Origin of the sequence: Pseudomonas sp. Irchel 3H3 (genome assembly GCF_900187635.1) — a bacterium.
Classification (GTDB): Bacteria; Pseudomonadota; Gammaproteobacteria; order Pseudomonadales; family Pseudomonadaceae; genus Aquipseudomonas.
The window spans coordinates 56995-78278 of sequence record NZ_FYEC01000010.1; the positions used below are offsets into that span (position 1 = coordinate 56995).

At 62.6% G+C, this 21284-nt stretch carries 21 protein-coding genes; 9 read left to right on the forward strand and 12 right to left on the reverse strand.

Features of this window, described 5'->3' with window-relative positions; translation table 11 throughout:
* Positions 1-97: 97 nt before the first annotated feature.
* The 5 genes from CKW24_RS13355 to CKW24_RS13375 all read right to left on the reverse strand — a co-directional run bounded on the left by CKW24_RS13355 (position 98) and on the right by CKW24_RS13375 (position 5754).
* A complete protein-coding gene (locus tag CKW24_RS13355) occupies positions 98-1444 on the reverse strand; it encodes an OprD family porin (RefSeq protein ID WP_095168622.1) in 1347 nt (448 codons plus the stop codon).
* 201 nt (positions 1445-1645) lie between these two features.
* Complete coding sequence (locus CKW24_RS13360; protein WP_095168623.1) at positions 1646-2668, reverse strand: histone deacetylase family protein; 1023 nt, start codon at positions 2666-2668, stop codon at positions 1646-1648.
* An 88-nt stretch (positions 2669-2756) separates the two neighbouring features.
* The gene (locus CKW24_RS13365; protein WP_095168625.1) at positions 2757-3689 is read right to left on the reverse strand and encodes a glyoxylate/hydroxypyruvate reductase A; all 933 of its coding nucleotides are present in this window, start codon (positions 3687-3689) and stop codon (positions 2757-2759) included.
* 2 nt (positions 3690-3691) lie between these two features.
* A complete protein-coding gene (locus CKW24_RS13370) occupies positions 3692-4444 on the reverse strand; it encodes a class II aldolase/adducin family protein (protein ID WP_095168627.1) in 753 nt (250 codons plus the stop codon).
* Entirely contained in the window at positions 4444-5754 is a 1311-nt protein-coding gene (locus CKW24_RS13375) for an MFS transporter (protein ID WP_095168628.1), read from the reverse strand. Before CKW24_RS13375 ends, CKW24_RS13370 begins: the two co-directional genes overlap by 1 nt.
* Positions 5755-5914: 160 nt before the next feature.
* On the opposite strand from CKW24_RS13375, the gene CKW24_RS13380 reads away from it, so the two are divergent.
* The 5 genes from CKW24_RS13380 (at position 5915) to CKW24_RS13405 (ending at position 11570) form a co-directional block, all read left to right on the forward strand.
* Positions 5915-6889, forward strand: coding sequence for a LysR family transcriptional regulator (locus CKW24_RS13380; protein ID WP_095168630.1), 975 nt, complete (start codon positions 5915-5917; stop codon positions 6887-6889).
* A gap of 304 nt (positions 6890-7193) precedes the next feature.
* On the forward strand, positions 7194-8537 hold the full coding sequence (locus CKW24_RS13390) for a gluconate:H+ symporter (RefSeq protein WP_095168634.1): 1344 nt from the start codon (positions 7194-7196) through the stop codon (positions 8535-8537).
* Between the two features lie 38 nt (positions 8538-8575).
* Positions 8576-9928 (forward strand): D-serine ammonia-lyase, encoded by a 1353-nt coding sequence (locus tag CKW24_RS13395; protein ID WP_095168636.1) that lies wholly within the window; start codon positions 8576-8578, stop codon positions 9926-9928.
* A 56-nt stretch (positions 9929-9984) separates the two neighbouring features.
* The gene (gene dsdC / locus CKW24_RS13400) at positions 9985-10932 is read left to right on the forward strand and encodes a DNA-binding transcriptional regulator DsdC (protein ID WP_095168638.1); all 948 of its coding nucleotides are present in this window, start codon (positions 9985-9987) and stop codon (positions 10930-10932) included.
* A gap of 134 nt (positions 10933-11066) precedes the next feature.
* Positions 11067-11570: a signal peptidase II gene (locus CKW24_RS13405; RefSeq protein WP_095168640.1), complete on the forward strand. Its 504-nt coding sequence runs from the start codon at positions 11067-11069 to the stop codon at positions 11568-11570.
* Here the strand turns inward: CKW24_RS13405 and CKW24_RS13410 are convergent.
* The 6 genes from CKW24_RS13410 to soxR all read right to left on the reverse strand — a co-directional run bounded on the left by CKW24_RS13410 (position 11567) and on the right by soxR (position 17208).
* Positions 11567-12007, reverse strand: a complete 441-nt coding sequence (locus CKW24_RS13410; RefSeq protein WP_095168642.1) for a hypothetical protein — start codon at positions 12005-12007, stop codon at positions 11567-11569. The genes CKW24_RS13405 and CKW24_RS13410 overlap by 4 nt on opposite strands.
* A gap of 119 nt (positions 12008-12126) precedes the next feature.
* Positions 12127-12417 (reverse strand): hypothetical protein, encoded by a 291-nt coding sequence (locus CKW24_RS13415; protein WP_095168644.1) that lies wholly within the window; start codon positions 12415-12417, stop codon positions 12127-12129.
* Between the two features lie 48 nt (positions 12418-12465).
* Positions 12466-13743, reverse strand: coding sequence for a flavohemoglobin expression-modulating QEGLA motif protein (locus tag CKW24_RS13420; RefSeq protein ID WP_095168646.1), 1278 nt, complete (start codon positions 13741-13743; stop codon positions 12466-12468).
* A 152-nt stretch (positions 13744-13895) separates the two neighbouring features.
* Positions 13896-14330: an HIT family protein gene (locus CKW24_RS13425; protein WP_095168648.1), complete on the reverse strand. Its 435-nt coding sequence runs from the start codon at positions 14328-14330 to the stop codon at positions 13896-13898.
* Between the two features lie 96 nt (positions 14331-14426).
* Positions 14427-16601 carry a TonB-dependent siderophore receptor gene (locus CKW24_RS13430; RefSeq protein WP_177440640.1) on the reverse strand — a complete coding sequence of 725 codons (2175 nt, stop codon included), beginning with the start codon at positions 16599-16601 and terminating at the stop codon, positions 14427-14429.
* A gap of 142 nt (positions 16602-16743) precedes the next feature.
* Complete coding sequence (soxR, locus tag CKW24_RS13435; RefSeq protein WP_095168650.1) at positions 16744-17208, reverse strand: redox-sensitive transcriptional activator SoxR; 465 nt, start codon at positions 17206-17208, stop codon at positions 16744-16746.
* 108 nt (positions 17209-17316) lie between these two features.
* Between soxR and CKW24_RS13440 the strand changes: the two genes are divergently transcribed.
* Both CKW24_RS13440 and CKW24_RS13445 read left to right on the forward strand, forming a co-directional pair.
* The gene (locus tag CKW24_RS13440; RefSeq protein ID WP_095168651.1) at positions 17317-18774 is read left to right on the forward strand and encodes an MFS transporter; all 1458 of its coding nucleotides are present in this window, start codon (positions 17317-17319) and stop codon (positions 18772-18774) included.
* A gap of 101 nt (positions 18775-18875) precedes the next feature.
* Positions 18876-19310 (forward strand): GFA family protein, encoded by a 435-nt coding sequence (locus CKW24_RS13445; RefSeq protein WP_095168653.1) that lies wholly within the window; start codon positions 18876-18878, stop codon positions 19308-19310.
* Here the strand turns inward: CKW24_RS13445 and CKW24_RS13450 are convergent.
* Positions 19266-19832: an AAA family ATPase gene (locus CKW24_RS13450; protein WP_095168655.1), complete on the reverse strand. Its 567-nt coding sequence runs from the start codon at positions 19830-19832 to the stop codon at positions 19266-19268. The two genes, CKW24_RS13445 and CKW24_RS13450, sit on opposite strands and share 45 nt — an antisense overlap.
* Positions 19833-20072: 240 nt before the next feature.
* Between CKW24_RS13450 and CKW24_RS13455 the strand changes: the two genes are divergently transcribed.
* Together CKW24_RS13455 and CKW24_RS13460 are read left to right on the forward strand one after the other, a co-directional pair.
* Positions 20073-20810, forward strand: a complete 738-nt coding sequence (locus CKW24_RS13455; protein WP_095168657.1) for a hypothetical protein — start codon at positions 20073-20075, stop codon at positions 20808-20810.
* Positions 20807-21232, forward strand: coding sequence for a hypothetical protein (locus CKW24_RS13460; protein WP_095168658.1), 426 nt, complete (start codon positions 20807-20809; stop codon positions 21230-21232). Before CKW24_RS13455 ends, CKW24_RS13460 begins: the two co-directional genes overlap by 4 nt.
* Positions 21233-21284: the final 52 nt, after the last annotated feature.

Here is a 21284-nt window from a genome sequence, read left to right on the forward strand (position 1 = left end):
AGCGCAATCAATGCGAGGTTCTTGGCGGGGGGGAGGCCATACACGGCGGTGCCGGCGATGGCCTCTGTTGATTGCGCTCGCTGGGAGCGCGTTCAAGCTAGCGCAGGAAACCCAGGTCCAAGGGGTAGTCCAGGATGATCCGGGTTTGATCCAGGTCGTTGGCAATCGCGCCGTAATCGCCACCGGTCCGCATCGAGGCGAGCATCAAGCGCAGCGACAGGTTCTTCGCCGGTCCTGACTGCACCACGTATTTGACCCACAGGTCCCGCTCCCACTGCGAACCATCGCGCACCGCCTGGTAGCGGGAGTAGGCACCGCCGGCATCCCTGCCGTCGATGTCAGTGCCACGAATGTAGCGCGCGGTGAAGGTCAGGCCCGGCACGCCGAGCACGGCGGCATCCAGGTCATAGCGGGCACTCCAGGCCTTTTCGTTGGGGCTGTTGAAGTCACTGCCCTGGGAGGCCGCATCCAGTTCGATATCAAAACTGTTCCAGACATAGTCGAATGGCTGGTCTCCATCGATCTGCGTATAGGCCAGTTCAAACTTGTGCCCACCCAGCGCATACCCCGCACGCGCACTCCAGGCATCGTTGCGGATATCGCCCAGCAATGCCGCGCCGGTATTGCGGGTACGGTAATAGTTGACGCCGGTATTCACCACGCCGCCGACGGTCAATGGCAGGCGGTAGTCAAGCGAGGCGAACTGCTGATTCCAGATGTCATCGAGTTCGGAGCCAAATAGCTTGATCTTGAGGTTGTTGACCCCCGTGTAAATACCGCCGTAATAACTGACGAACTCGCTGTCGGCCTGGCGCCCGCTGTAGGCCGTGCCCAGATGCCCACCATGATTGGGTTGCGCGCGGTCGCTGCTGGAGACAAAACGCCCGGCATTCAGGGTCAGGCCGTCGAGCGAGCGATCCGTGGCGTTGAAACCCCTTAATGTTTGCGGCAACAGACGAATGTCGCCGTATTTGAGCACTGGCGAATCGGGAAACAGATCGCCGTAGGCCAACTCGGTATGGCCGACCCGCATCTTCACCGCGCCACCGGCCTTGGAGTAGCCACTTTTAGGCTCTCCTTGATTGTCCCGTGCAACGATGCCGCCATTGCCGATGCCATCCCCGACGCGTCCGTTGCCGCCGTCGAGTTTGAGCGCCCCCATGTAATGCAGATCCATGCCGAAGCCAATCAGCCCCTGGGTATAACCTGAGTTGAACTTGGCCAGAACCCCTTGCGCCCACTCCTGACGATAACTTTGGCGTTCGCCTTCGGGGTTGCGGTAGCTGCCGCTACGGTTGTCGGCATTCCAGTAAAAGTTACGCAAACCTACCGACGTCGTGCTGTCTTCAATAAAGCCGCTGGCCGACTCTGCCGCGCCCACTACGGTACTGCTCAGGCAGACGCTGGCGCCGGCCATCCCCAGGGTGAAAAGTTTGAACCACATGGTGCACTTCCTTTTTGCCAACGTTTAAGAGTGGCAGCGTGAATTTTTATTGTTCTGGACCAGGTGTGTTTGCTGCGGGCAAGGTCAAGCCCGACCGCTAACTTGCGCCGAGGCGTAAGTTGCACCCTTGTTGTTTTAGGTATTGCTCGGTAAGCCCAGGCTGCAACCCTTGGTGGGTTAACCAGCCCGGGCGATTGAGGCTCAGCGCGAGGCGGTCAAGCCGTCGAAGAACCGCGCAGCGTTTTCGTCGAGGGTGGCGATGTCGTAACCGCCTTCCTGCACCACCACGCATGGCAGGCCCAGCGCCTTGATTCGCTGGCCCAGCACCCGGAAACCTTCATGGGTTACCGCGACCTTGGACTGCGGGTCGTTTTCGTAGATATCAAAACCCAGTGACAGCACCAGTACGTCTGGGGCGAAGGCGCGCAAGGCGGCCTCGGCCTGGTCCATGCACGCGAAGAAATCCGCCTCGCTGGAGCCGTGGGCCATCGGCAGGTTCAAGTTAAAACCTTCACCGCGGCCAGTGCCGGTTTCGTCGTCGAAGCCGGCCACCACCGGGTAGAAGTTGGTGGGGTCGCCATGGATCGACACGTAGAGCACGTCGTCGCGGTCGTAGAAAATCTCCTGGATGCCCTGGCCGTGGTGCATGTCGGTATCCAGCACCGCGACCTTGGCGAACGTGCCCCGCAACGCCTGGGCAGCAATTGCGGCGTTATTCAGAAAGCAGAAGCCGCCAGCGCCTTCGGCACGGGCATGGTGTCCTGGTGGACGGCACAGGGCGTAGGCCGCCTCATCGCCCTGGATAATCGCCTGGGCGGCGGCCACCGCACTTTGCGCTGACCAGTAAGCAGCCTGCCAGGTGTGTTGGCCAATCGGGCAACTGCCGTCGGCCAGGTAGCGGGCGGTCTTGCCCAGGATCCCGCGCAGCGGATTGCCTTCGCGGATAAAAATGTTCGACATCACCTCATCGCCCCAGTCTTCCGGCACCTCGTGCCATTGCTGGTACGCGCTGCTCAGGTATTCCAGGTAGGCCGGGCTGTGCACCGCGGCCAGTGGCGCCTGACCGTAGTCGAGCGGTTCCTGCAGCGGGTAGCCGAGCTTCTTGATCACCGCCAGCAGTGGGTCGATACGCGCGGGCACCTCTTGCGGCTCGCGCATCTGCCCGCGCGAGAGGTAGGAACGTGGATGGTGCAGACGTTGTGCCGGGTGGAAAAATGTTTTCATGGATGACCTCATGCCAAGACAATTCGGGTTGCATGTGCGTTGGCCGATAACGCGGCACACAACGCGCAGTGATTAATTCGTGGTCCGCTCAATATCCCTGTTCGGGATCGACCAGATTGTTCAATGCCAGTCCCGCCGCGAGCCGCGAAACGTTGTCGGCGACCTGCTGGGCGATGCATTGGTCCGAGGCGGCGGACGCCATGTGCGGCGTTACCCAGACCCCAGGGGTGTGCCACAGCGGCGAGTCCACAGGCAACGGTTCCTGCTCGAACACATCCAGCAAGGCGCCACGCAATTGCCCGCTCGCCAGGGCTTGTTGCAAGTCCGGATGATTGAGGTGCTGGCCACGCCCGCAATTGATCAAGGCACTGCCTCGCGCCATGTACTGGAACACCTCGCGACCCAACACACCTTGAGTGGCGGCGGTCAGCGGCAGCAAGTTGACCAGTACATCCAACTCCGAAAGAAACCCCTGCAGTGCACACGCTCCGCTGAAGGTGCTCACGCCATCGATTGCTCGCGGTGTGCGCGCCCAACCGCGCACGTCGTAGCCGGCCTCGGCGAGCCGCATGGCCACCGGTGCCCCGATCGCTCCCAGGCCCATCACCCCGACCCGGAACCCTTGCGCACGGCGCTGCAGCGGACGCTGCCAGCGTTGTGCAGCGTTGCCGGTTATCACTTGGTCGAAGCCGCGGTGAAAATGCAACACCCCCCAGTGCACGTACTCGCTCATACCCTGGGTGTGATCCGGGTCGACCACCCGGCATACCGGCAGCGCCGGATCACGCGAAGGATCCTGGGCCAGGTGGTCGACCCCCGAGCCAATCGAGTACACCAGGCGCAAGTTCGGCAAGGCGCCGAGGCTGCCCGCTGGTGGGAACCAGCACACCGCAACCTGGGCCTGCTGTGCGCCTGAATCTTCAGGACGCAGCACCTGCAAGTGCGGAGCATGGCTGGCGAACAGCGCGGCCAGCCAATCGGTCAGCGCAGGGTTCTGGCACAACAACACGAGACTGGCCATGGTCAACGGCACCAATCGGCGCGCTGCTCGTCGATCAGACTGAGCGCGGCCTGCCAGGCCAGATCAATGATCCCCTCGATACCCTCACGGCCAAACTGCGCGGCGGTGTGCCGGCACACGGCTTCGTCGGGGATGTTCAGCGCTACCCCGGCGGACATCGCCTGGATCTGCGCCTGGCAGGCGCGCTCCAGGAAGTAGATTTCGTGGAACGCTGCCGCCACGCTGTCACCGGCCGCAAGCAGGCCGTGGTTACGCAGGATCATCGCTTTGTGCGAGCCCAGGTCAGCCACCAGCCGCTCGCGCTCGTGCATCGACAACGCGATGCCTTCGTAGGTGTGATACGCCAGGTTGCCGTAGAACTTCAGCGCGTGCTGGGTCAGCGGCAACAACCCGTCGCGCTGGGCAGCCACCGCCATACCGGCAGCGGTGTGGGTGTGGATGATGCAGTGCAGATCCGGGCGAGCCTCATGAATCGCCGAATGGATGACGAACCCGGCCGCATTGACGTGCCCACCGTGCTGACCATCGACCACGTTGCCCTCGAGGTCGATCAGGACCAGGTCACTGGCGCGCATTTTCTCGAACGCCACGCCGTAGCGATTGATCAGGAAATGCCGCTGCGGCCCGGGCACACGCAGGGTGATGTGAGTGTCGATCAGGTCGGTCATGCGGTAGTAGGCGACCAGCCGATACAGCGCGGCTAACTCGCAGCGCGACTGCCACTCGATGTGCGACATAGCGCTTGGCTTGCTCATTAAACAACTCCTTGGGAAAGGGGCAGCCCGACCGGCTTGGCATTGACGCCGCGCAAATAAGCCAGGCCCAGTACACCGATCAACGACATCAGCGCCAGCCCGCTGAAGAAGACTGCCAGCGGCCACCATTGACCGGCGAAATGCCCCGCCAGGAAGGTGCCGATCAGTGGCGTCAGGCCACCACTCACGCCGCTGCCCAACTGATAGGCAATCGAGATGCCCGAGTAACGCACCCGCGCCTGGAAGGCTTCAGCCATGTAGCCGGCGATCACCGCGTACAGTGCTGCCAGCAGCAGTACCGCCAGGGCAATCCCCGCGGTCATGTAGAACAGGTTGCCGGTCTGCACCAGCAGGAACATCGGGTACGGCACCAGGATGCACAGCGACGCCACCCACTTGAGGAAGCGTCCCTCGCCCAGGCGTTCGGCCAACAGCGCAGAACAGGGTTGGGAGAGAAATTGCAGCACGGTGACCACGAACAGACAGTCGAGGATCGTGGTCTTGGCGATGCCCTGGTACTGCGTGACGTAGGTGATCATGAAGGTGTTGGTGAAGAAGAAACCGCCCGAGCCGATAGTCACTGCCAGGGCCGCGAACAGAATGCTCTTCCAGTCCTTGCGGATAACTTCCAGCACCGGGTTCTCGGCGGTCTGGCCGCTGTCCTGGACCGCGGCAAACTCCGGCGACTCAGGCACGCCGAAACGAATCGCCAGGCCGACCATCATCAGCACGCCGCTCATCAGGAACGGAATACGCCAGCCCCAGCTCATCAGTGCGTCCTGCTCCATTTCACTGATGCAGCGGAATGCGATCAGCGCCAACAGCAGGCCCGCCGGGCTGCCCCATTGGGCGAACGAGGCGAAGAACACCTTGCGGCCCTTGGGCGCGTGTTCACTGGCCATCAGCACCGCGCCACCCCATTCGCCACCGACCGAAATCCCTTGCAGTAAGCGCAGGACCACCAGGCCGATCGGGGCCCAGATACCCGCCTGGGCATAAGTGGGTAGCAAGCCGATGCAGGTGGTCGCCACCCCCATCAGCACGATGGTCACCAGCAACATTTTCTTGCGCCCCAGGCGGTCGCCCAGATGGCCGAAGACCATGCCGGCGAACGGGCGGGCAATAAAGCCGACCGCGAAGCTGCCGAACGCCGCCATGGTGCTGAGCATCGGGTTTTCACTGGGGAAGAACAGCTGGCCGAGGACCAGCGCTGCCGCGAAGGCATAGATGTAGAAGTCGTAGAATTCGATGGTGGTGCCGATAAAGGCCGCTGCCGCGGCACGTCGCGGACTTGAGGTAGTGCTCGTCATCTGTAGCTCCTGGACGTCATTGTTATAAGCAGGAGGAAATGTGTGTCATGCGCAGGCACGACGTTCGCACTCTGGCGGTGCGTTGCTGGATCTTGCGCCAGCCCCTATGCTAGGAAAAGCTTCTAATCTAAATACTCAAGTATAAGCACCAGGAATAATGATGATCCCTGCCGGCCCTTCGTTACGCGATCCCGACGCCAAGCGCTTCCTCAACGACCGCCTGGACTGGAATCTGTTGCGCACCTTCCTGGTGATCGGCCAGGAAGGCAGCATCAGCCGGGCCGCCGCGCGCCTGCACTTGAGCCAGCCGGCCATCAGCCAGGCCCTGCGGCGCCTGGAGGAGCAACTCGACAGCGCGCTGGTGGTGCGCCGTGGGCCGCGTATCAGCCTGTCCAAGGCCGGTGAAGAAGTCATGCAGATCGCCGCCGAACTGTACGGCACGGTCTCGCGCCTGGGCCCAGCCCTGGATTCACCCGCCGAGACGGTGGTGGGCAAGATCCGCATGCTGACCATCAGTCGTATTCAATCACGCTGCTACGATGAGTTCCTCGCGCAATTTCACCTTGAATACCCGCAGGTGGAGTTCGAGGTCGATGTGCTGCGTAGCTCGGATGTGGCCAGCGCACTGCTGCAAAAAACCGCCTCGTTCGGCCTGAGCCTGTGCCGCACCCCACAGCCCAAGCTTGAGCAACGGGTGTTGCTGCAGCAGCGCTATGCGTTTTTCTGCGGCAAGCGGCACCGGCTGTTCGGTCGCACGAACCTGACCCTGGCGGATTTGCAGAGTGAAAACTTCGTCAGTTTTACCAGCGACCAGATTGGCGGCAACCTGTCGCCGCTTACGGTGTTTCGTGATCAGCAAGGGTTCACTGGGCGCATTGTTGCTTCGTCTCCGAGCCTCGATGAAATCCGCCGGCTGGTGGGCGCCGGCTATGGCATCGGTTGCCTGCCGGAGCACATCGTCGCGGCTGATGTGCTGGCTGGAGAAGTCTGGCGCTTGCCGCCATGGGAGGGAGTGATTGACGTGAATGTCTACTTGCTGTGGAACCGTGAACAGAAACTGACTCAGGCTGAGTCGGTATTTCTCGAGAGGTTCCAGCAGATGCTCATGACCACGGATCTGGCTGAGCGGTTTTAGGTTCGGTACTGCGCGTTATCGTAGACGGTCATTGCGAGCAGGCTCGCGATGGTCGCCAACGATAACGCGCACAACCTGATGCACCGCGCCGTCCTTGCAACCATCGCTGGCAAGCCAGCTCCCACAGGTCCCTGCATACACCAGACCCTGTGGGGCTCGGCAAGCCAGCCCTCCCATAGATGACCCCACGTCATCCATCCATTGAAGAACCATCCTTTGTAAGCCCCCAGACCCCTGGCGCTTAATCGCCGCGGACCGCGATCCGCGCGGTCTCATGCGCTCACTACAATAACAAGGGGATGTCATGCACGAAGAGGCGGGTTTACTACTGATTTTGATGGCGGCTATCGGCTTGATTGTAGTGCTGGTGGTCAAGTTTCGCGTCCATTCCTTCCTGGCGTTGATGCTCGCCAGTTTTGTCGTCGGGGCGGGTGCGGGCATGCCGCTGTCGTCCATCGCCGACTCCTTTGAAAAGGGCATGGGCGGCACCCTGGGGTTTCTTGCGGCGGTGATTGGCCTGGGGAGCATCCTGGGTAAAATGCTGGAAGTGTCCGGTGGCGCCGAGCGTATTGCCCGCACGCTGCTCAGCACCTTGGGCGAGCAACGTGCCTCCTGGGCGATGATGCTGGTGGGCTTCATTGTCGGCATTCCGGTGTTCTTCGAGGTCGGCTTTGTGTTGCTGATTCCGCTGATCTATGTGGTCGCCCGGCAAACCCGCTTGAACATCCTGTATGTCGGCCTGCCCCTGGCGATTTCGTTGATGACCGTGCACTGCATGTTGCCGCCGCACCCGGCAGCCATGGCGATCACCCAACTGCTGGGCGCTGACGTCGGCAAGGTGATTATCTATGGGCTGATCGTCGGCCTGCCTACCGCCATCGTGGCGGGACCGGTGTGGGTCAAGCTGGTGTGCAAGCGCCACGAGCCGGCCAGCGGCCAGAGCTTCGCCGCGGCGCCCACCAGCCTGGCAGACACCCGCGTGATGCCAGGCCTGGGGCTGACGTTGTTGGTGATCCTGCTGCCGTTGTTGCTGATGGTCGGCAAGACCCTGGTGACCATGAGCCTGCCCCAGGGCAGTGGCTTCTATCAACTGATGAGCTTTCTCGGCAATCCGCTGACCGCGCTGGCCATTGCGGTGGTGTTCGCCTACGGTTCCCTGGGCCTGTATCGCGGGCTGGGCATGGCCGAGCTGCAGCGCCTGACTGAGCAGTCCTTCACGCCGTTGGCCAATATCCTGTTGATCATCGGTGCCGGCGGGGCCTTCAATGGCGTGCTGATCGACAGTGGCGTAGGCAAGGTCCTGGCCAGCACGCTGTCGCAATGGGACCTCAATCCGATTCTGCTGGCCTGGTTCGTCGCCGGCCTGATGCACCTGGCCGTGGGCTCGGCCACCGTGGCGATGATCAGTGCCGCGGGCATGGTCCTGCCGCTACTGGATGCGATGCCCGGGCAGAACCGCGAAATCGTGGTGATTGCGATCGGCGCCGGCGCCATTGGCTGGACCACGGTGACCGACTCGGCGTTCTGGGTGGTCAAGGAATACCTGGGGGTGTCCCTGGGCGAGGCGCTGAAAAAATTTACCGTTGGAACCTTGCTGGCCTCGGTCGTGGCCCTGGGTATGACGTTATTGGTATCGCAGTGGGTTTGAGCACACCCGCGATGCTGTCCACTGTCTGGAGTAGAACCATGATTCACAACAAATCCCTGGCTGACTGGTGCCAGAGCCATCCCCTGATTGGACCGTTGACCCGGGTCGAGCCCGTCACCTGGTTCAACCCGTCCCTGGCGCCGACTGCGCAGGCCTTGAGTGATGTGCCCCTGGGCTTGGCCGACGTGGATGACGCCAGCGCCCGGCTCGAGCGGTTTGCCAGCTACATTCAGTCGGCGTTCCCCGAGACCCAGGCGAGCGCGGGCATCATCGAGTCGCCGCTGATCGCGCTGCCGCGCCTGCAGGCTACCCTCTGTGCCGAGGCGCAACTGCCGGTGCAGGGCGCACTGTGGCTGAAGGCCGACAACCTGCTGCCGATTTCCGGGTCGATCAAGGCCCGCGGCGGCATCTATGAGGTGCTCAAGCACGCCGAGGACCTGGCGCTGGCCGGCGGCCTGATTCAACCGGGCGCTTGCTACAGCAGCCTGGACAGCGATACCGCCCGGGCCTTTTTTGGCCAGTACAGCATCGCCGTTGGCTCCACCGGCAACCTCGGCCTGTCCATCGGCATCATGAGTGCGCGCCTGGGGTTCAAGGCCACCGTGCACATGTCCGCCGATGCCCGGCAATGGAAGAAAGATCGCCTGCGCGCCTGCGGAGTGACGGTGGTCGAGTATCAATCGGACTACAGCGTCGCCGTCGAGCAGGGCCGGCAGCAGGCCGAGAGCGATCCCAAGTGCCATTTCGTCGACGACGAGAACTCGATCAATCTGTTCCTCGGTTACGCGGTGGCGGCGCGTCGCTTGCAGCACCAACTGGTGTCCGCGGGGATTACGGTCGACGCGCAACACCCGCTGTTTGTCTATCTGCCGTGCGGTGTCGGCGGCGGCCCTGGTGGCGTTGCCTTTGGCCTGAAGCAGATTTTCGGCGACGCGGTGCACTGCGTGTTCGCCGAGCCGACGCACTCGCCATGTATGTTGCTGGGGGTCTACACCGGGCTGCACGACGAGGTCAGCGTCTATGATTTTGGCATCGACAACCGCACCGCCGCCGACGGCCTGGCGGTGGGGCGGCCGTCGGGGTTTGTCGGGCGTTCGATGCAACGCTTGCTCGACGGCTACTACACCCTCAGCGACGAGCAGATGTACCGCCTGCTGGCCCTGCTGCATGCCGAGGAAGGCCTGAAGCTGGAGCCCTCGGCGCTGGCTGGATTGCCCGGGTTCCTGCGGGTGCTGCAAGAGCAACAGGGCTATCGTCAACGCCTGGGTCTCGATGCACAGCGCCTGGCCAACGCCACGCACCTGGTGTGGGGCACGGGCGGCAGCATGGTGCCGGCGCAAGAAATGGACGCGTACCTGGAGCAGGGACGTACACTGTTGGCCGCACACTAGCCATTGCACCCGGGGCCGCGCGGCCCCGGGTTTCTCGCCCGCGGAAAAACGCCCCGATGCTGAACCTGCCTCCTCGATTGAGCTCCCGGCTCAACAGCTCACAGTTTGCCAACCTGCACACCTTTTTGGTCGCCGCCCGGCACCTGAGTTTTGCCTTGGCTGCCGAAGAATTGTGCGTCACGCCCAGCGCCGTCAGCCATCGCATCGCCCGCCTCGAACAAGCCCTGGACCTGCGCCTGTTCGAGCGCCTGACCCGTCGGGTGCGCCTGACGGGGGAGGGCGAGCGCGTGTTTGCGATCCTCGAAGGGGTGATGGAGCAGTTGTCCGAAGCCCTGCAACAGTCGCCCCAGGCCGAGCTGTGCGGGTCGGTGGCGCTGTATGCCCGTCCTTCGGCTGCGCAATGCTGGCTGGTGCCACGCCTGGCGGACTTTCACCAACGCTACCCGAACATTGCCCTGGACATCCGCGTCGGCAACGACGCCATCGATTTTCGCACGCAAAACGTCGACCTCGCGCTGCTCTACGCCAATGGCGAATTCCCTGGGCTGGCCAGTCATGCCTTGATGAGCGAGACCATCGCGCCGGTCTGCAGCCCGCTGTATGCCGAGCGTCATGGCCTGCTTGAGGCGCCGCACAACCTGCGCCATTGCACGCTGTTGCACGATGCCCTGGCCTGGGACAACGCGGTCTACGATGCCGAGTGGCAACTCTGGGCTCGGCAGCAGGGTCTGCTCGAGGTCTTGCCGCAACGCGGGCTGACCTTCGATCGCTCCGACTTGTGTGTGACAGCGGCCATCAATCACGCGGGCATCGCCATCGGCCGCCAGCGCCTGGTGCAGAGCCGCATCGACCAGGGCGAACTGATCCTGCCCTTTGGTGGATTTTCCCAGCCGGGGCGCTACGACTATTTTCTCGTCCACCCCCATCGCGATCCCATGCCCCCTCGGGTGCAGGTGCTGATCGACTGGCTCAAGGAAAAGGCCGGTGCAGGCATGGCGGATTGAGTCGCCAGCGGAACCGACCGCTCCCGGTTGGCGGTGGATGGACGACACTCGTCAGCTGCGCTATCTTGCCGCCGCTGCCAAAACGGCGGTGCGTGCCTCCTGTCCAGGCATGAGAGTCAGCCCAAGGATTGTTCATGGAACGAGTCACAACGAGTCGCTGGTTTGCCGTACTGCTCGGCCTGGTATTTATCGCGTTCGACCAGTGGATCAAGGTGCTCGCGCTGCTGTCTCTGGCGGCGCAGAGCTTCAAGATCGGTGGCAGTTTCGCCTGGCTGGATATCGCCCTGAGCCTCAATCCGGGTGCGTTCCTGAGCCTGGGGGCCGGCCTGGCACCGGCGGTCAAACAACTGATTTTCATCGTCGGTGTGGGCGCTGTGGTGTGCTGGGCGATCGGCTGGGCGTTGTCGCGCTGGGCCAGTTCGCCAGGCAAGGCGCTGGCGGTGTACTGCGTCGCACTGGGTGGGGCGTCGAACCTGATCGACCGGGTGCTGCGTGACGGGCACGTGGTGGATTACCTGGTGCTCAACCTGGGATCGCTGCATACCGGGGTGTTTAACCTGGCCGATATCGCCATCATGGCCGGGGCCGCGGCCTTGCTGGTGGCGGAATTGCGCAAGCCGCGCCAGGCCCGAGGCTAGTCACAGGTCACGCTGACGGCCTTCGCCGCGCGCTGCAGTTCCTGTTTCACGTCCACGGTGATGCGCTGTTCCATGCGGCGTTGTTCGAGGAAGACCTGGTCGCCCCGGGTGTCCACCTGCGCATCGATCGCCGCCGCCTCGGCCTCGATGGCGGCAGCATGCGCGGCAATCACCGCATTCACCTCGGCCTCGTTGCTGGCGGCGTCGAGCGCCTTGATCAGCGCCGCCACTTTGGCTTCCTCCTCCTGGCTGTAAGCGTCCAGCGACAAACCGGCCGCCAACGCGCGCGCCCGAATCTGCACATCCTTGAGCGCCTGCCGGGCCTCGGTGCACTGCACCTCGCGCTTGTGCTGGTTGACCATCTGCCACTGGACCAGCACGTAACTGGTCACGCCGATAAGCGCCACGGTGAGGCCAGCCATCAGCCGACGGCTCATGGCCGCGTCCAGGCAGATGATGTGGGGAGGGGGATACACCAATACATCGTATTAATCCATTCGGAGGAGATCAAAGCGTAGCAGCAGAATCGATCCACTCCGTTTGCTGGCCGTCGGTGTTAGCGGGTTTTGCACTGGGCCAGCACCACTTTGCAGGTGCTCGGCGTGCCGCCGGATCGACCGGCGTATCGTTGACAACTCACCATGGATTTTTGCCGCGCCACACCCAAGGTCGAGCCCCAGGCCAGGCCGCCTTCCCCGGCAGTGGGCAGCGCCTTGGCATAGCAGTTGGAGCCCTGGCTGCTGCTCGCATAGGTGCTCCGGTTGGGTTTGCTGCTGCATCCCGCCATCAGCAGCAGTTGCAGGGCGAGCAGGCAGGTCGCCCATTTCCCCACGGTTGTCGCGTTCATCTGGCTTCCCCTGAATGGACTTTGGTTGCCGCCCAATACGTGCATGGTTCACATGGCGCTGGCATCGCTTTCGTGTTCGTCGGCGAAGGCCATCAGCACCTGCAGATCCAGCACCTCAAGCTTTATCCGCGAGATGAAGGCTGAAAACGCCAGGTTCGCCGCCAGTCGCCGCAGATCACTGGCCCAGGCGGGCAGGTAGGTCGGTCCCTGGAGCCAGCCGGATTCGAACAGCGGTGCCAAGCGTACGGTATCACCGAGGGTCAGGCGCCCGGCAAATAAATGTCCGACCAGGTCCGGGCGGTTGTCGCGGATGGCGATGCGCAGCAGGGTATGCACACCGAGCAATCCGGTCAGGTAGGCCGCGTCCTTGGTGAACGCCGCGCCGCCACGCAGGTCGGCCCCGCGGAACACCCGTTGGGTTGAGCGGAACGATTCCTCCTGCGATTGGCCGGCCGCCAGGAACCCTTCGAATACCTGGATGAAATCGGCGCCATCCAGCGCTTGCTGGACCGCCAGCACTCGCAGGGCCAGGCGGCGCAAACGGTTGATGTCCATGCTGGCGGTGAATAGCTCGGCGAGGGTAGCAATGCCTTCCTGGGTCTGGGTGGTGCGAGGGGCACCGAGGCCGAGGCTTTTCAGATTGGTCTGGCGGGCGCCGTTCTGCGCCGTGGCGACATGTACGAAGGCCTCGTGTTGCAGCAACTGCTGTTTGTCCAGGTCCGAGAACAGCGCGCTGGCACGCAGGCGGATCCGGCTTGCGCCGGCAATCGCCTTGGCGGCCAGGCTCGGGTCGAGCACGACGCTGATCTGGCCGGCGCCGAAAAAGCTGTCCAGTTCCGGTTGCATCCAGGCGGCGAAAGCCTCGGCCGGGATGTCGGCCTGGCTTGGGGGAATCCGCGCGCCGCCCAGCAGCGCGTCGGTGGTCTTGAGGAAGAACTGGGCCGCGTCGAGCATGCTCAAGTGCAGGTTCGTGTAATAGAAGTCCGGACGCCGGTACAGCGCCGAGGAGTAACGGGTGAAATCGGGAGTCCCGATGGCGCCCAGCATGCGCCCGGCCGTGGCGTAGCTGCGGGCGGTCATGGCCAGGTAATTGCCGGCCGGATGGCCCTCGTCACAGCGTCCGGCAAAGCTTTGCAGGGCGGCAATCTCGGCGCTGTGCTCACGCGCTTGTAACTCGACTCTGGGCAACGCCGCCTTGCCGGCGCGCCAATCGGCCAGGAACACCTGTTCAATCCCGACCGGCCAGGACAGCGCGTCCAACACACGGATCCTGCGGGCCAGACCAGGCAGGGCAGCATCGAGTTCTGACAGCGCAGCCGTGCTCATGGCAGTCACCTGGGCAGTGTCGGGTGTTCAATAAAAGCGTAGCAGCTGCCGAGCCCGCGAGGCTGCGTTCGAGGACGCAGTCCTCGCCGGGGGGGCGTGGGTCCTTAGCGTCTGCTACGCAGCCGAACGCAGCCTCGCGGGCTCGGCAGCTGCTACGGGGTAGTCAGCAGTTCGGCAATTTTGCGGCGCAGCTCACCGTGGGTTTCTTCGGCGTAGGGTGGGGCGGTTTTCCAGTCGTAGAACCAGGCGGGCATTTTGCGATGTTTTTCCGGTTCTGAGGCGTAGCGCGGGAATAGGTGGCAATGCAGTTCTGGCTCGGAATTGCCGAGGATCTCGTAATTCATCCGTAGCGCCCCGGTAGCCTGCAGAACGGCGTCGCCGATGCGGGCCATGTCGAGCAGGTAGGTGGCCCTGGCCTGGGCATCCAGATCGTTCAGGCTGGGCACCACAGGGTCGGGCAGCAACAAGCAGTATCCCGGCAGGAACTGCACGTCGCCCATCACCACCCAGCCAGATGCCAGGCGACAGATAACCTTGTCGTTGGCGCCGTTGCGCGCCATTTCTACTCGTTGCGAGATCAGAGCCATGTGCCTGTCCTTGGAGTGGGGGAGAAGAAGTACCGTCAATCCGTGCGCTATTCAAACATGCATCAGCAATCGTGCGCGTCCCTGCGCCCGGGCTATCTAGAAGCTGTATTTGGCGGTCAACATCATGTTGCGCGGAGCGCCGTAGGTGTCGCCACCGTAGCTGGTGGAGTTGGAGATGGACGAGTAGTACTCGCGGTCGAAGATATTGTTGGCGTTGAGTTGCAGGTCCAGGTTCTGGTTGACCCGGTAGCCGGCCATCAGGTCAGTAATGGCGTAGGCACCTTGCTCCAGGCGGTAGGTGCTGCCATCTGCCAGCGCGACGTCGTTGTACATGCGGCTCTGCCAGGAGATGTTGCCGCCGACCCGCAGTTTTTCCAGCGGGCCCTGGAAGCGGTAGCTGGTGGTCAGCTTGAACAGGTGCTCCGGGGTGTCCGTGTCGAAACGCTGGTTTTCGTTCTGCGGGTTGGCCGCATCCTTGAGGGTGTGCAGGCGTGCATAGGTGTAGCCGCCGCCTACCTGCCAGTTCTCGGTCAGTGCACCTTGCAGTTCGAAGTCGATACCCTGGCTGCGAATCTCACCGGAGGCCTCATAGCAGGTAGCTTGCGGGCAGTTCGGTACGTACACCTGCACAGCGCGGTTTTCCTGGTCGATGCGGAACACTGCCAGGCTCGCATTCAGCGCACCGTCGAAGTATTCGCCCTTGATGCCGATCTCGTAGTTCTTGCCGACGATGGGCTTGAGCGGAGTACCGGAGGTGCCCTTGGAACTCTGGGGGGTGAAGATGTCGCTGTAGCTGACGTAGACCGAGTGATGCTGGTCCAGGTCGTAGATCAGGCCGGCGTAGCGGGTGACGTTGCGGGTGACCTTGTAGTCGCCGTCGCCATCGCGGTTGTCGTAGTCGTACCAGTCCAGGCGGCCGCCGAGGATCAGCTTCAACGGGTCGGCCAGGCTCAGGCGGGTGGTCATGTACAGACCGTCCTGGGTGGTCACTTCGCGGCTGTTGTCGGTGTGCACGAAGTCCGGTTTGCCGGCATTGATCGGCCAGTTGGTGTCGTACGGGGAGTAGTTGTGGGTGGTCATGTCGTAGATGCGCTTGCTGGCGCCCACCACCAATTCATGGCTGCGCCCGAGCGCTTCGAACGGACCACTGAGAAACGCATCCACACCGGCCTGGTTTTCATCGTGGCCGGATTGGTAGACGGTACGGGCCAGGGTGTTGTTGACCCAACGCGACTGGTAAGACCCGGTGAACATTGCGTTCTGTTCGGCGTAGTTGGCGTTGAACTGCAGCTTCCAGTCATTGGCCAACTGCTGGCGGACTTCGGCGAACAGGGTGTTGATCTCCTGGTCCTTGTTTTCCCAGTCAGTCCCGGGGTTGTAGGAGCGCGGCAGGTCCAGATGATGACCATCCAGGCCGATCATCGAAGAGCCCCAGAAGTAGTTGGTCTTGTCCTTCTGGTTGGAGAAACCGAGGGTCAGGGTGGTGTCTTCGCCAAGGTCTGCTTCGGTGACCGCGTAGAACAGGCCGTGCTGTTCATCGACATCATCGACGAAGCTGTTGGTGTCGCGGTAGGACGTCACGACCCGGCCGCGCAAGGTGCCGTTGTCGTTGAGCGGGCTGGAGGCGTCGACTTCGCCGCGGTAGTTGTCCCAGGTGCCGGCGGCGCCGGTGAGGGTGACTTGCTGCTCGGCCAGTGGCCGCTTGCGGACCATGTTGATGGCTGCCGAAGGGTTGCCGGCACCGGTCACCAGGCCGGTGGCCCCGCGTACCACCTCGACCCGATCGAACATCGCCAGGTTCGGCTGGGCGCCGACCACCGCGCCTCGATAGCCGCTCGGGATGCCGTCATACATCAGGTTGTCGATGTCAAAACCGCGTGCCGAGTAGGACTGCCGGCCGGGGCCACCGGAGTAATCGAGGAACAATCCAGGGGTCGCATTGACCACATCGTTGATGCTGGTCATGGCCTGGTCGTCCATGCGCTGGCGGGTAATCACGGTGACGGCCTGGGGCGTTTCACGCATGGTCAGCGGCAGTTTGGTTGCCGTGGACATGGCGCCGGTGGTGTAGGAACTCGTGCCTTCGGTCGTGCTACCCAGTTGGGTGCTGGTAATTTCGGTAGCGCCCAGTTCCAGGGTGGTCGGCCTGGAGGTTTCTGGCATAGCGCTGCTGTCATCGGCACAGGCTGGCGCCAGGGTAGCCATGCAGATGGCCATGGCCAGCAGATTTCGGGGCGCATTCAAATAACGCAGCGGGGTAACGCGCGGCATAAGGTAGGTTCCTGGTTGTTAATGATATAAATAGGGCTATTGAGAATCATTAACAAACATTCTCTCAGGTATTGCAGCGGCGAAGAAGCCTGCCATGAAAAAAATCTATGGGAGAGCTACAGCGTGGGGCAGGTCGCGGTACTCAGTTGTTGGCCGGCGTGTCCTGGTCGAGCAGGACCGCACCGCTGCCCAGTTGGCCCAGGCGATCACCGGGATTGCGCAGCGGGCAGTCGTCGATCGACAGGCAGCCGCAGCCGATACAGCCGTCGAGTTGATCGCGCAGCTGGGTGAGGCTGTGAATCCGCTCGCTGAGCATGTCGCGCCAGATCGTCGACAGGTGTTGCCAGTCGTGCGCGGTCAAGGCGCGCCCGGTCGGTAGTTGGTCGAGCGTCGCCTTGATGGTCGCAAGGGGGATGCCTGCGCGCTGGGCGATCTTGATAATGGCTACCCGGCGCAGCACTTCGCGCGCATAACGCCGCTGGTTGCCGGCACTGCGCTCGGCGTGGATCAAGCCCTTGGCCTCGTAGAAGTGCACGGTGGCAACCGTCACACCGCAGCGCCGGGACACTTCCCCTACCGATAGAGGCACGCGAACATCGATCGACATGGCAGCTTTCTCTTGACCTCATCTATGGATGAGGTTTTATAAGGAGGTCGGCTTGCCGTTGCAAGCGCCCATTCGCGGTGGCGAGTGGGATCATTGACTGGAGCTGACATGGACACGTGTGAAGGACCCACTGACGATCATCTGCAATCTGTGGCACCGGCAGGCACCGGCTGGGCCGACCTGCTATCGGGGGCCAATGGCGTGCGCTCGCTGGCACTCGCCGGTGGCGTGGTGCTCCATGCGATCAATGTCTATATCGCTACCACCATCCTGCCCTCGGTGGTCAAGGACATCGGCGGCCTCGACTACTACGCATGGAACACCACGCTCTTCGTCGCGGCTTCGATCCTCGGCTCGGCGCTGTCGGCGCGCTGGCTGACTGGCATGGGACCTCGTGGCGCGTACATTGGTGCGACTCTGGTGTTTGCCTGTGGTGCGCTGATCTGCGCATTTGCCCCGTCAATGGCCGTGATGCTCACGGGCCGGCTTGTCCAGGGGCTGGGCGGCGGGTTGTTGTTCGCCTTGTCCTACGCGATGATCCGGCTGGTTTTCGCTCAAGCCTTATGGCCGCGGGCGATGGCCCTGGTCTCCGGCATGTGGGGGGTGGCCACCCTGGTCGGTCCCGCCGTCGGGGGGATCTTTGCGCAACTGGGCGTGTGGCGGGCGGCGTTCTGGTCGTTGATCCCGGTCGCCATTCTGTTCGCCCTGCTGGCGGCACGCATACTGCCCAAACGCAGCGCGGACCAACCGTCGCGCGTGCCATTGCCGTTGGTCCAACTGGTGCTGCTGACAGCGGCGGTACTCTGCGTGTCGGCGGGCAGCGTTGGGTCGATGCTGTCGTGGAATATCCTCGGCCTTGGCGCGGCCGCGATCCTGACAGCCCTATTGATCTGGAGCGAAAGTCGCGCCTGCCAGCGATTGCTTCCGGCCGGTGCATTTTCCATGACCTCGGCGCTCGGTGTGCTCTACGCAACGATGTCGTTGCTTGCGGTCGCGGTCACCAGTGGCGAGATCTTTGTGCCGCTGTTCCTCCAGGTCCTCCATCAGCAGTCGCCGCTGATGGCCGGTTACCTCGCGGCGCTCATGGCGGCGGGTTGGACGCTGGGATCGATTGGCAGTTCAGGCGCGAGCGGCAGGGCAGTGGGCCGGGTGATCCTCGCCGGTCCACTGCTTGGATTCACCGGCATGGCGGCGCTGGCCGTTCTGCTGCGCAGTGAAAGTGGCGGCGACTGGCAGGCACTCCTGCCAATCTGCCTGGCGCTGGTGATCATCGGCTTGGGCGTCGGCCTGGCCTGGCCCCATCTACTGACCCGGATATTCCAGGTGGCACCGGCGGGAGAGCAAGACCTGGCATCGGCGTCTATCACCACCGTGCAATTGTTCGCGACCGCGCTCGGTGCGGCGCTGGCGGGAATGGTGGCGAACCTCGCCGGCCTGACTGTTCCCGGAGGTGTCGCTGGTACGGCGAATGCCGCAAGCTGGCTGTTTGGCGTGTTCGCTCTCGCACCGCTGCTGGGCATCCTGACGGCCCGGCGGGTGGTGCGGGGGATCGGCGCGAACTCGTAGCGCAGGTGCAGGACATCTCGTTGCCGACTGGTGTTTTTTCTGGTCCTCGGCCAGTCCAGCCTGTAGAAATGCCGAACTATCGTTGTACAAAGGAGCTATCCATGACATCCGGGCAGTGCCTGTGCGGGGCCGTACGTTTTACCCTGGAGGTAGAACCGCGCTATTTCTATCGCTGCCATTGCACCCTGTGCCGCAAGCAAACCGGGGTCGGCCATAACCTCGCGACGCTGGTCAAGGCGGCTGATTTTCGCTGGGTCGCAGGGCAGGAGCAGATCAGCAGTTGGCAAAAACCCAGCGGCTACCGCAACGACTTTTGCTCGTCATGTGGTTCCACGGTGCCGAATCCTCTGCGCCAGACCCCGTACTTCTGGATTCCCCTGGGGCTGCTGGAGGCTGAGCTGAGCATCGCGTGCATCGGCGATTTTTGCACCGATGACGCCATGCCCTGGGACCAGCACCGCTCGCCGAACAATCACCGTGCGGCCCCGGAATCACTCGGGTTTATCCTGCAGGCCCTGCAGGTCGACGCTGATTGATTGCGGCGTTGCCGGCAAGCTGTCGACAAAGGCGCGGATCTGCCGGGAACCGCGCAAGTGCAGGGTAGGGATGTGGGGCCCGATGGCCTGGCGCACCATCTCGATGCCTGGACGGTAGCCACGGTCGAAGTTCCACACGAAGTTCAGGAAGGTCAGGAACGCCCGGTCGATCTTCTCGCTGCAGCCTGCGGGAAGGTCGGGGCGAGGGCGGTTCATGACGCTGCGCCGGATCACTCGGGTGAAGCAGGTGAGCCGCGGTGTATCGAGCCAGATGATCAGGTCGGCACCGGGCAGGCGCAGGTCGAAGGTGCGCCGGGCATAGTTGCCTTCACAGACCCAGGCCTTTGGCGCAACCGCGGCCTTGACCCGGGCGCGGAATTGCTCGGCGTCTGGCTCGACCCAGCCAGGCTCCCAGAACAGCCTGTCCAAATGCACCACGGGCAGGCCAAGGCGGCTGCCGAGGGCGCGGGCCAGGGTAGATTTGCCGCTACCGGCGTTGCCGAGAATTACAATCCGTTGCATGGTCGCACTGCCTGTCGCGAAAAAAGCCGGCGATTGTGCCTAATGCCGATCAGTTAAGCGACAACAGGAACCTGTAGCAGCTGCCGAAGGCTGCGTTGGGTGGCGCAGCGACCCCAGCAATACCAAGTCAAGCGAGCGTCCTGTGGACTTTGACGCAGCCTGAGTGGTACGGGCTTGAGCTTGCAGGTATCTTGCGCTCCATCAGGAATGGTTCAGCAGAACCCCCAACCAAGGAAGACCATGAACAACAGTACGGTGCGCTTTGCACCTTGGGTCGGCCCGCACTACGAGCGAGGATGTGGCGGGTTACGCATTCTCCTGGTGTGCGAGTCTCACTATGGCGCCAAGCAGCACGAGCGCCCCACCGTTACACCCGAAATCATCAAGGCACTTGCCCTAGGCCAGAGGCACCCTAAAGCCACCGGTAAACTTCGGCGCCATCCCCATTTCACGAAAATCATGACGGCGGTGCAGAACGTTCGGCAGGCCTTCACCGGCGCGCAAAAAGCAGACTTCTGGAGCAGTGTTGCCTATTACAACTTTCTGCAGGAGTTCCTGCCAGACAGTCGAGTTCCGCCGCCGCAAGGCGCTTGGCAGCGGGGTGAGCGAGCATTCAGCGAAGTCTTGGCGGTGTTGGCACCGGATCTGATTGTCTGCTTCAGCGTACGTAACGGTAAGTTGATTCGCTCGCTTGCCGGTGATGTGCCGGTGGCCGTGGTGAACCATCCCTCTTCGCGGTTTACCTATGCCAAAGTCAATCCAGTAATCGCTGAGCAAAAAGACCAAGCCTTGGTGCGCAAGACCCAAGGCCCCGCGTTCGTTGCCACTGCGGCCTTCGACCGCTGGAGCGAGGCCACCGCTTGTGCCTTGCCGACCCCCGGCCAACATCTTTGCGCGCAGGACAAAGCCGCACTCATTGCGCAGCGCAGGGAAGCAATGGCAGCACTTGATCAATCTTCAATGGCCTGGACCCAATGACAACCAACATCGCTAAACATACGCAAGCAGAGCAGAAACAGAGAGCCATCAAGCGACTTGCACAAATATTCCGCGATCATTGGGAAGAGGGCAGGGTTGGTAGTACGCGGATTTTTGAGCACGTCGTTCCTGATGCGTGGCTGATATGCGCCAGGTCATCCAGCGGCGGCAGGTATAGAGAACACATCGTGCCCTGTGTCCTGATCCGCGACCAAAGCATGAAGATGTATCAGGCCGGCGAGTTGGTCGAAGCTGTGGCAATGATGATTGAGCGCCATCTGGCGATTGTTCTGATCTCGGAAGAAGAAAAAAACCGGATGGATAAGCAGCGTGGCTGGAAAACCACCATGCCTGAAGGTTGGGAGTTCGGCTCGGGAGATCCCTTTGCGCGACTCACCTCATGTGGCATTGAGTTCTCCTGATCAAACGCCTGGATGGATGGCTGCGTTCACCCGCAGCCTTTTAGGCGCACTC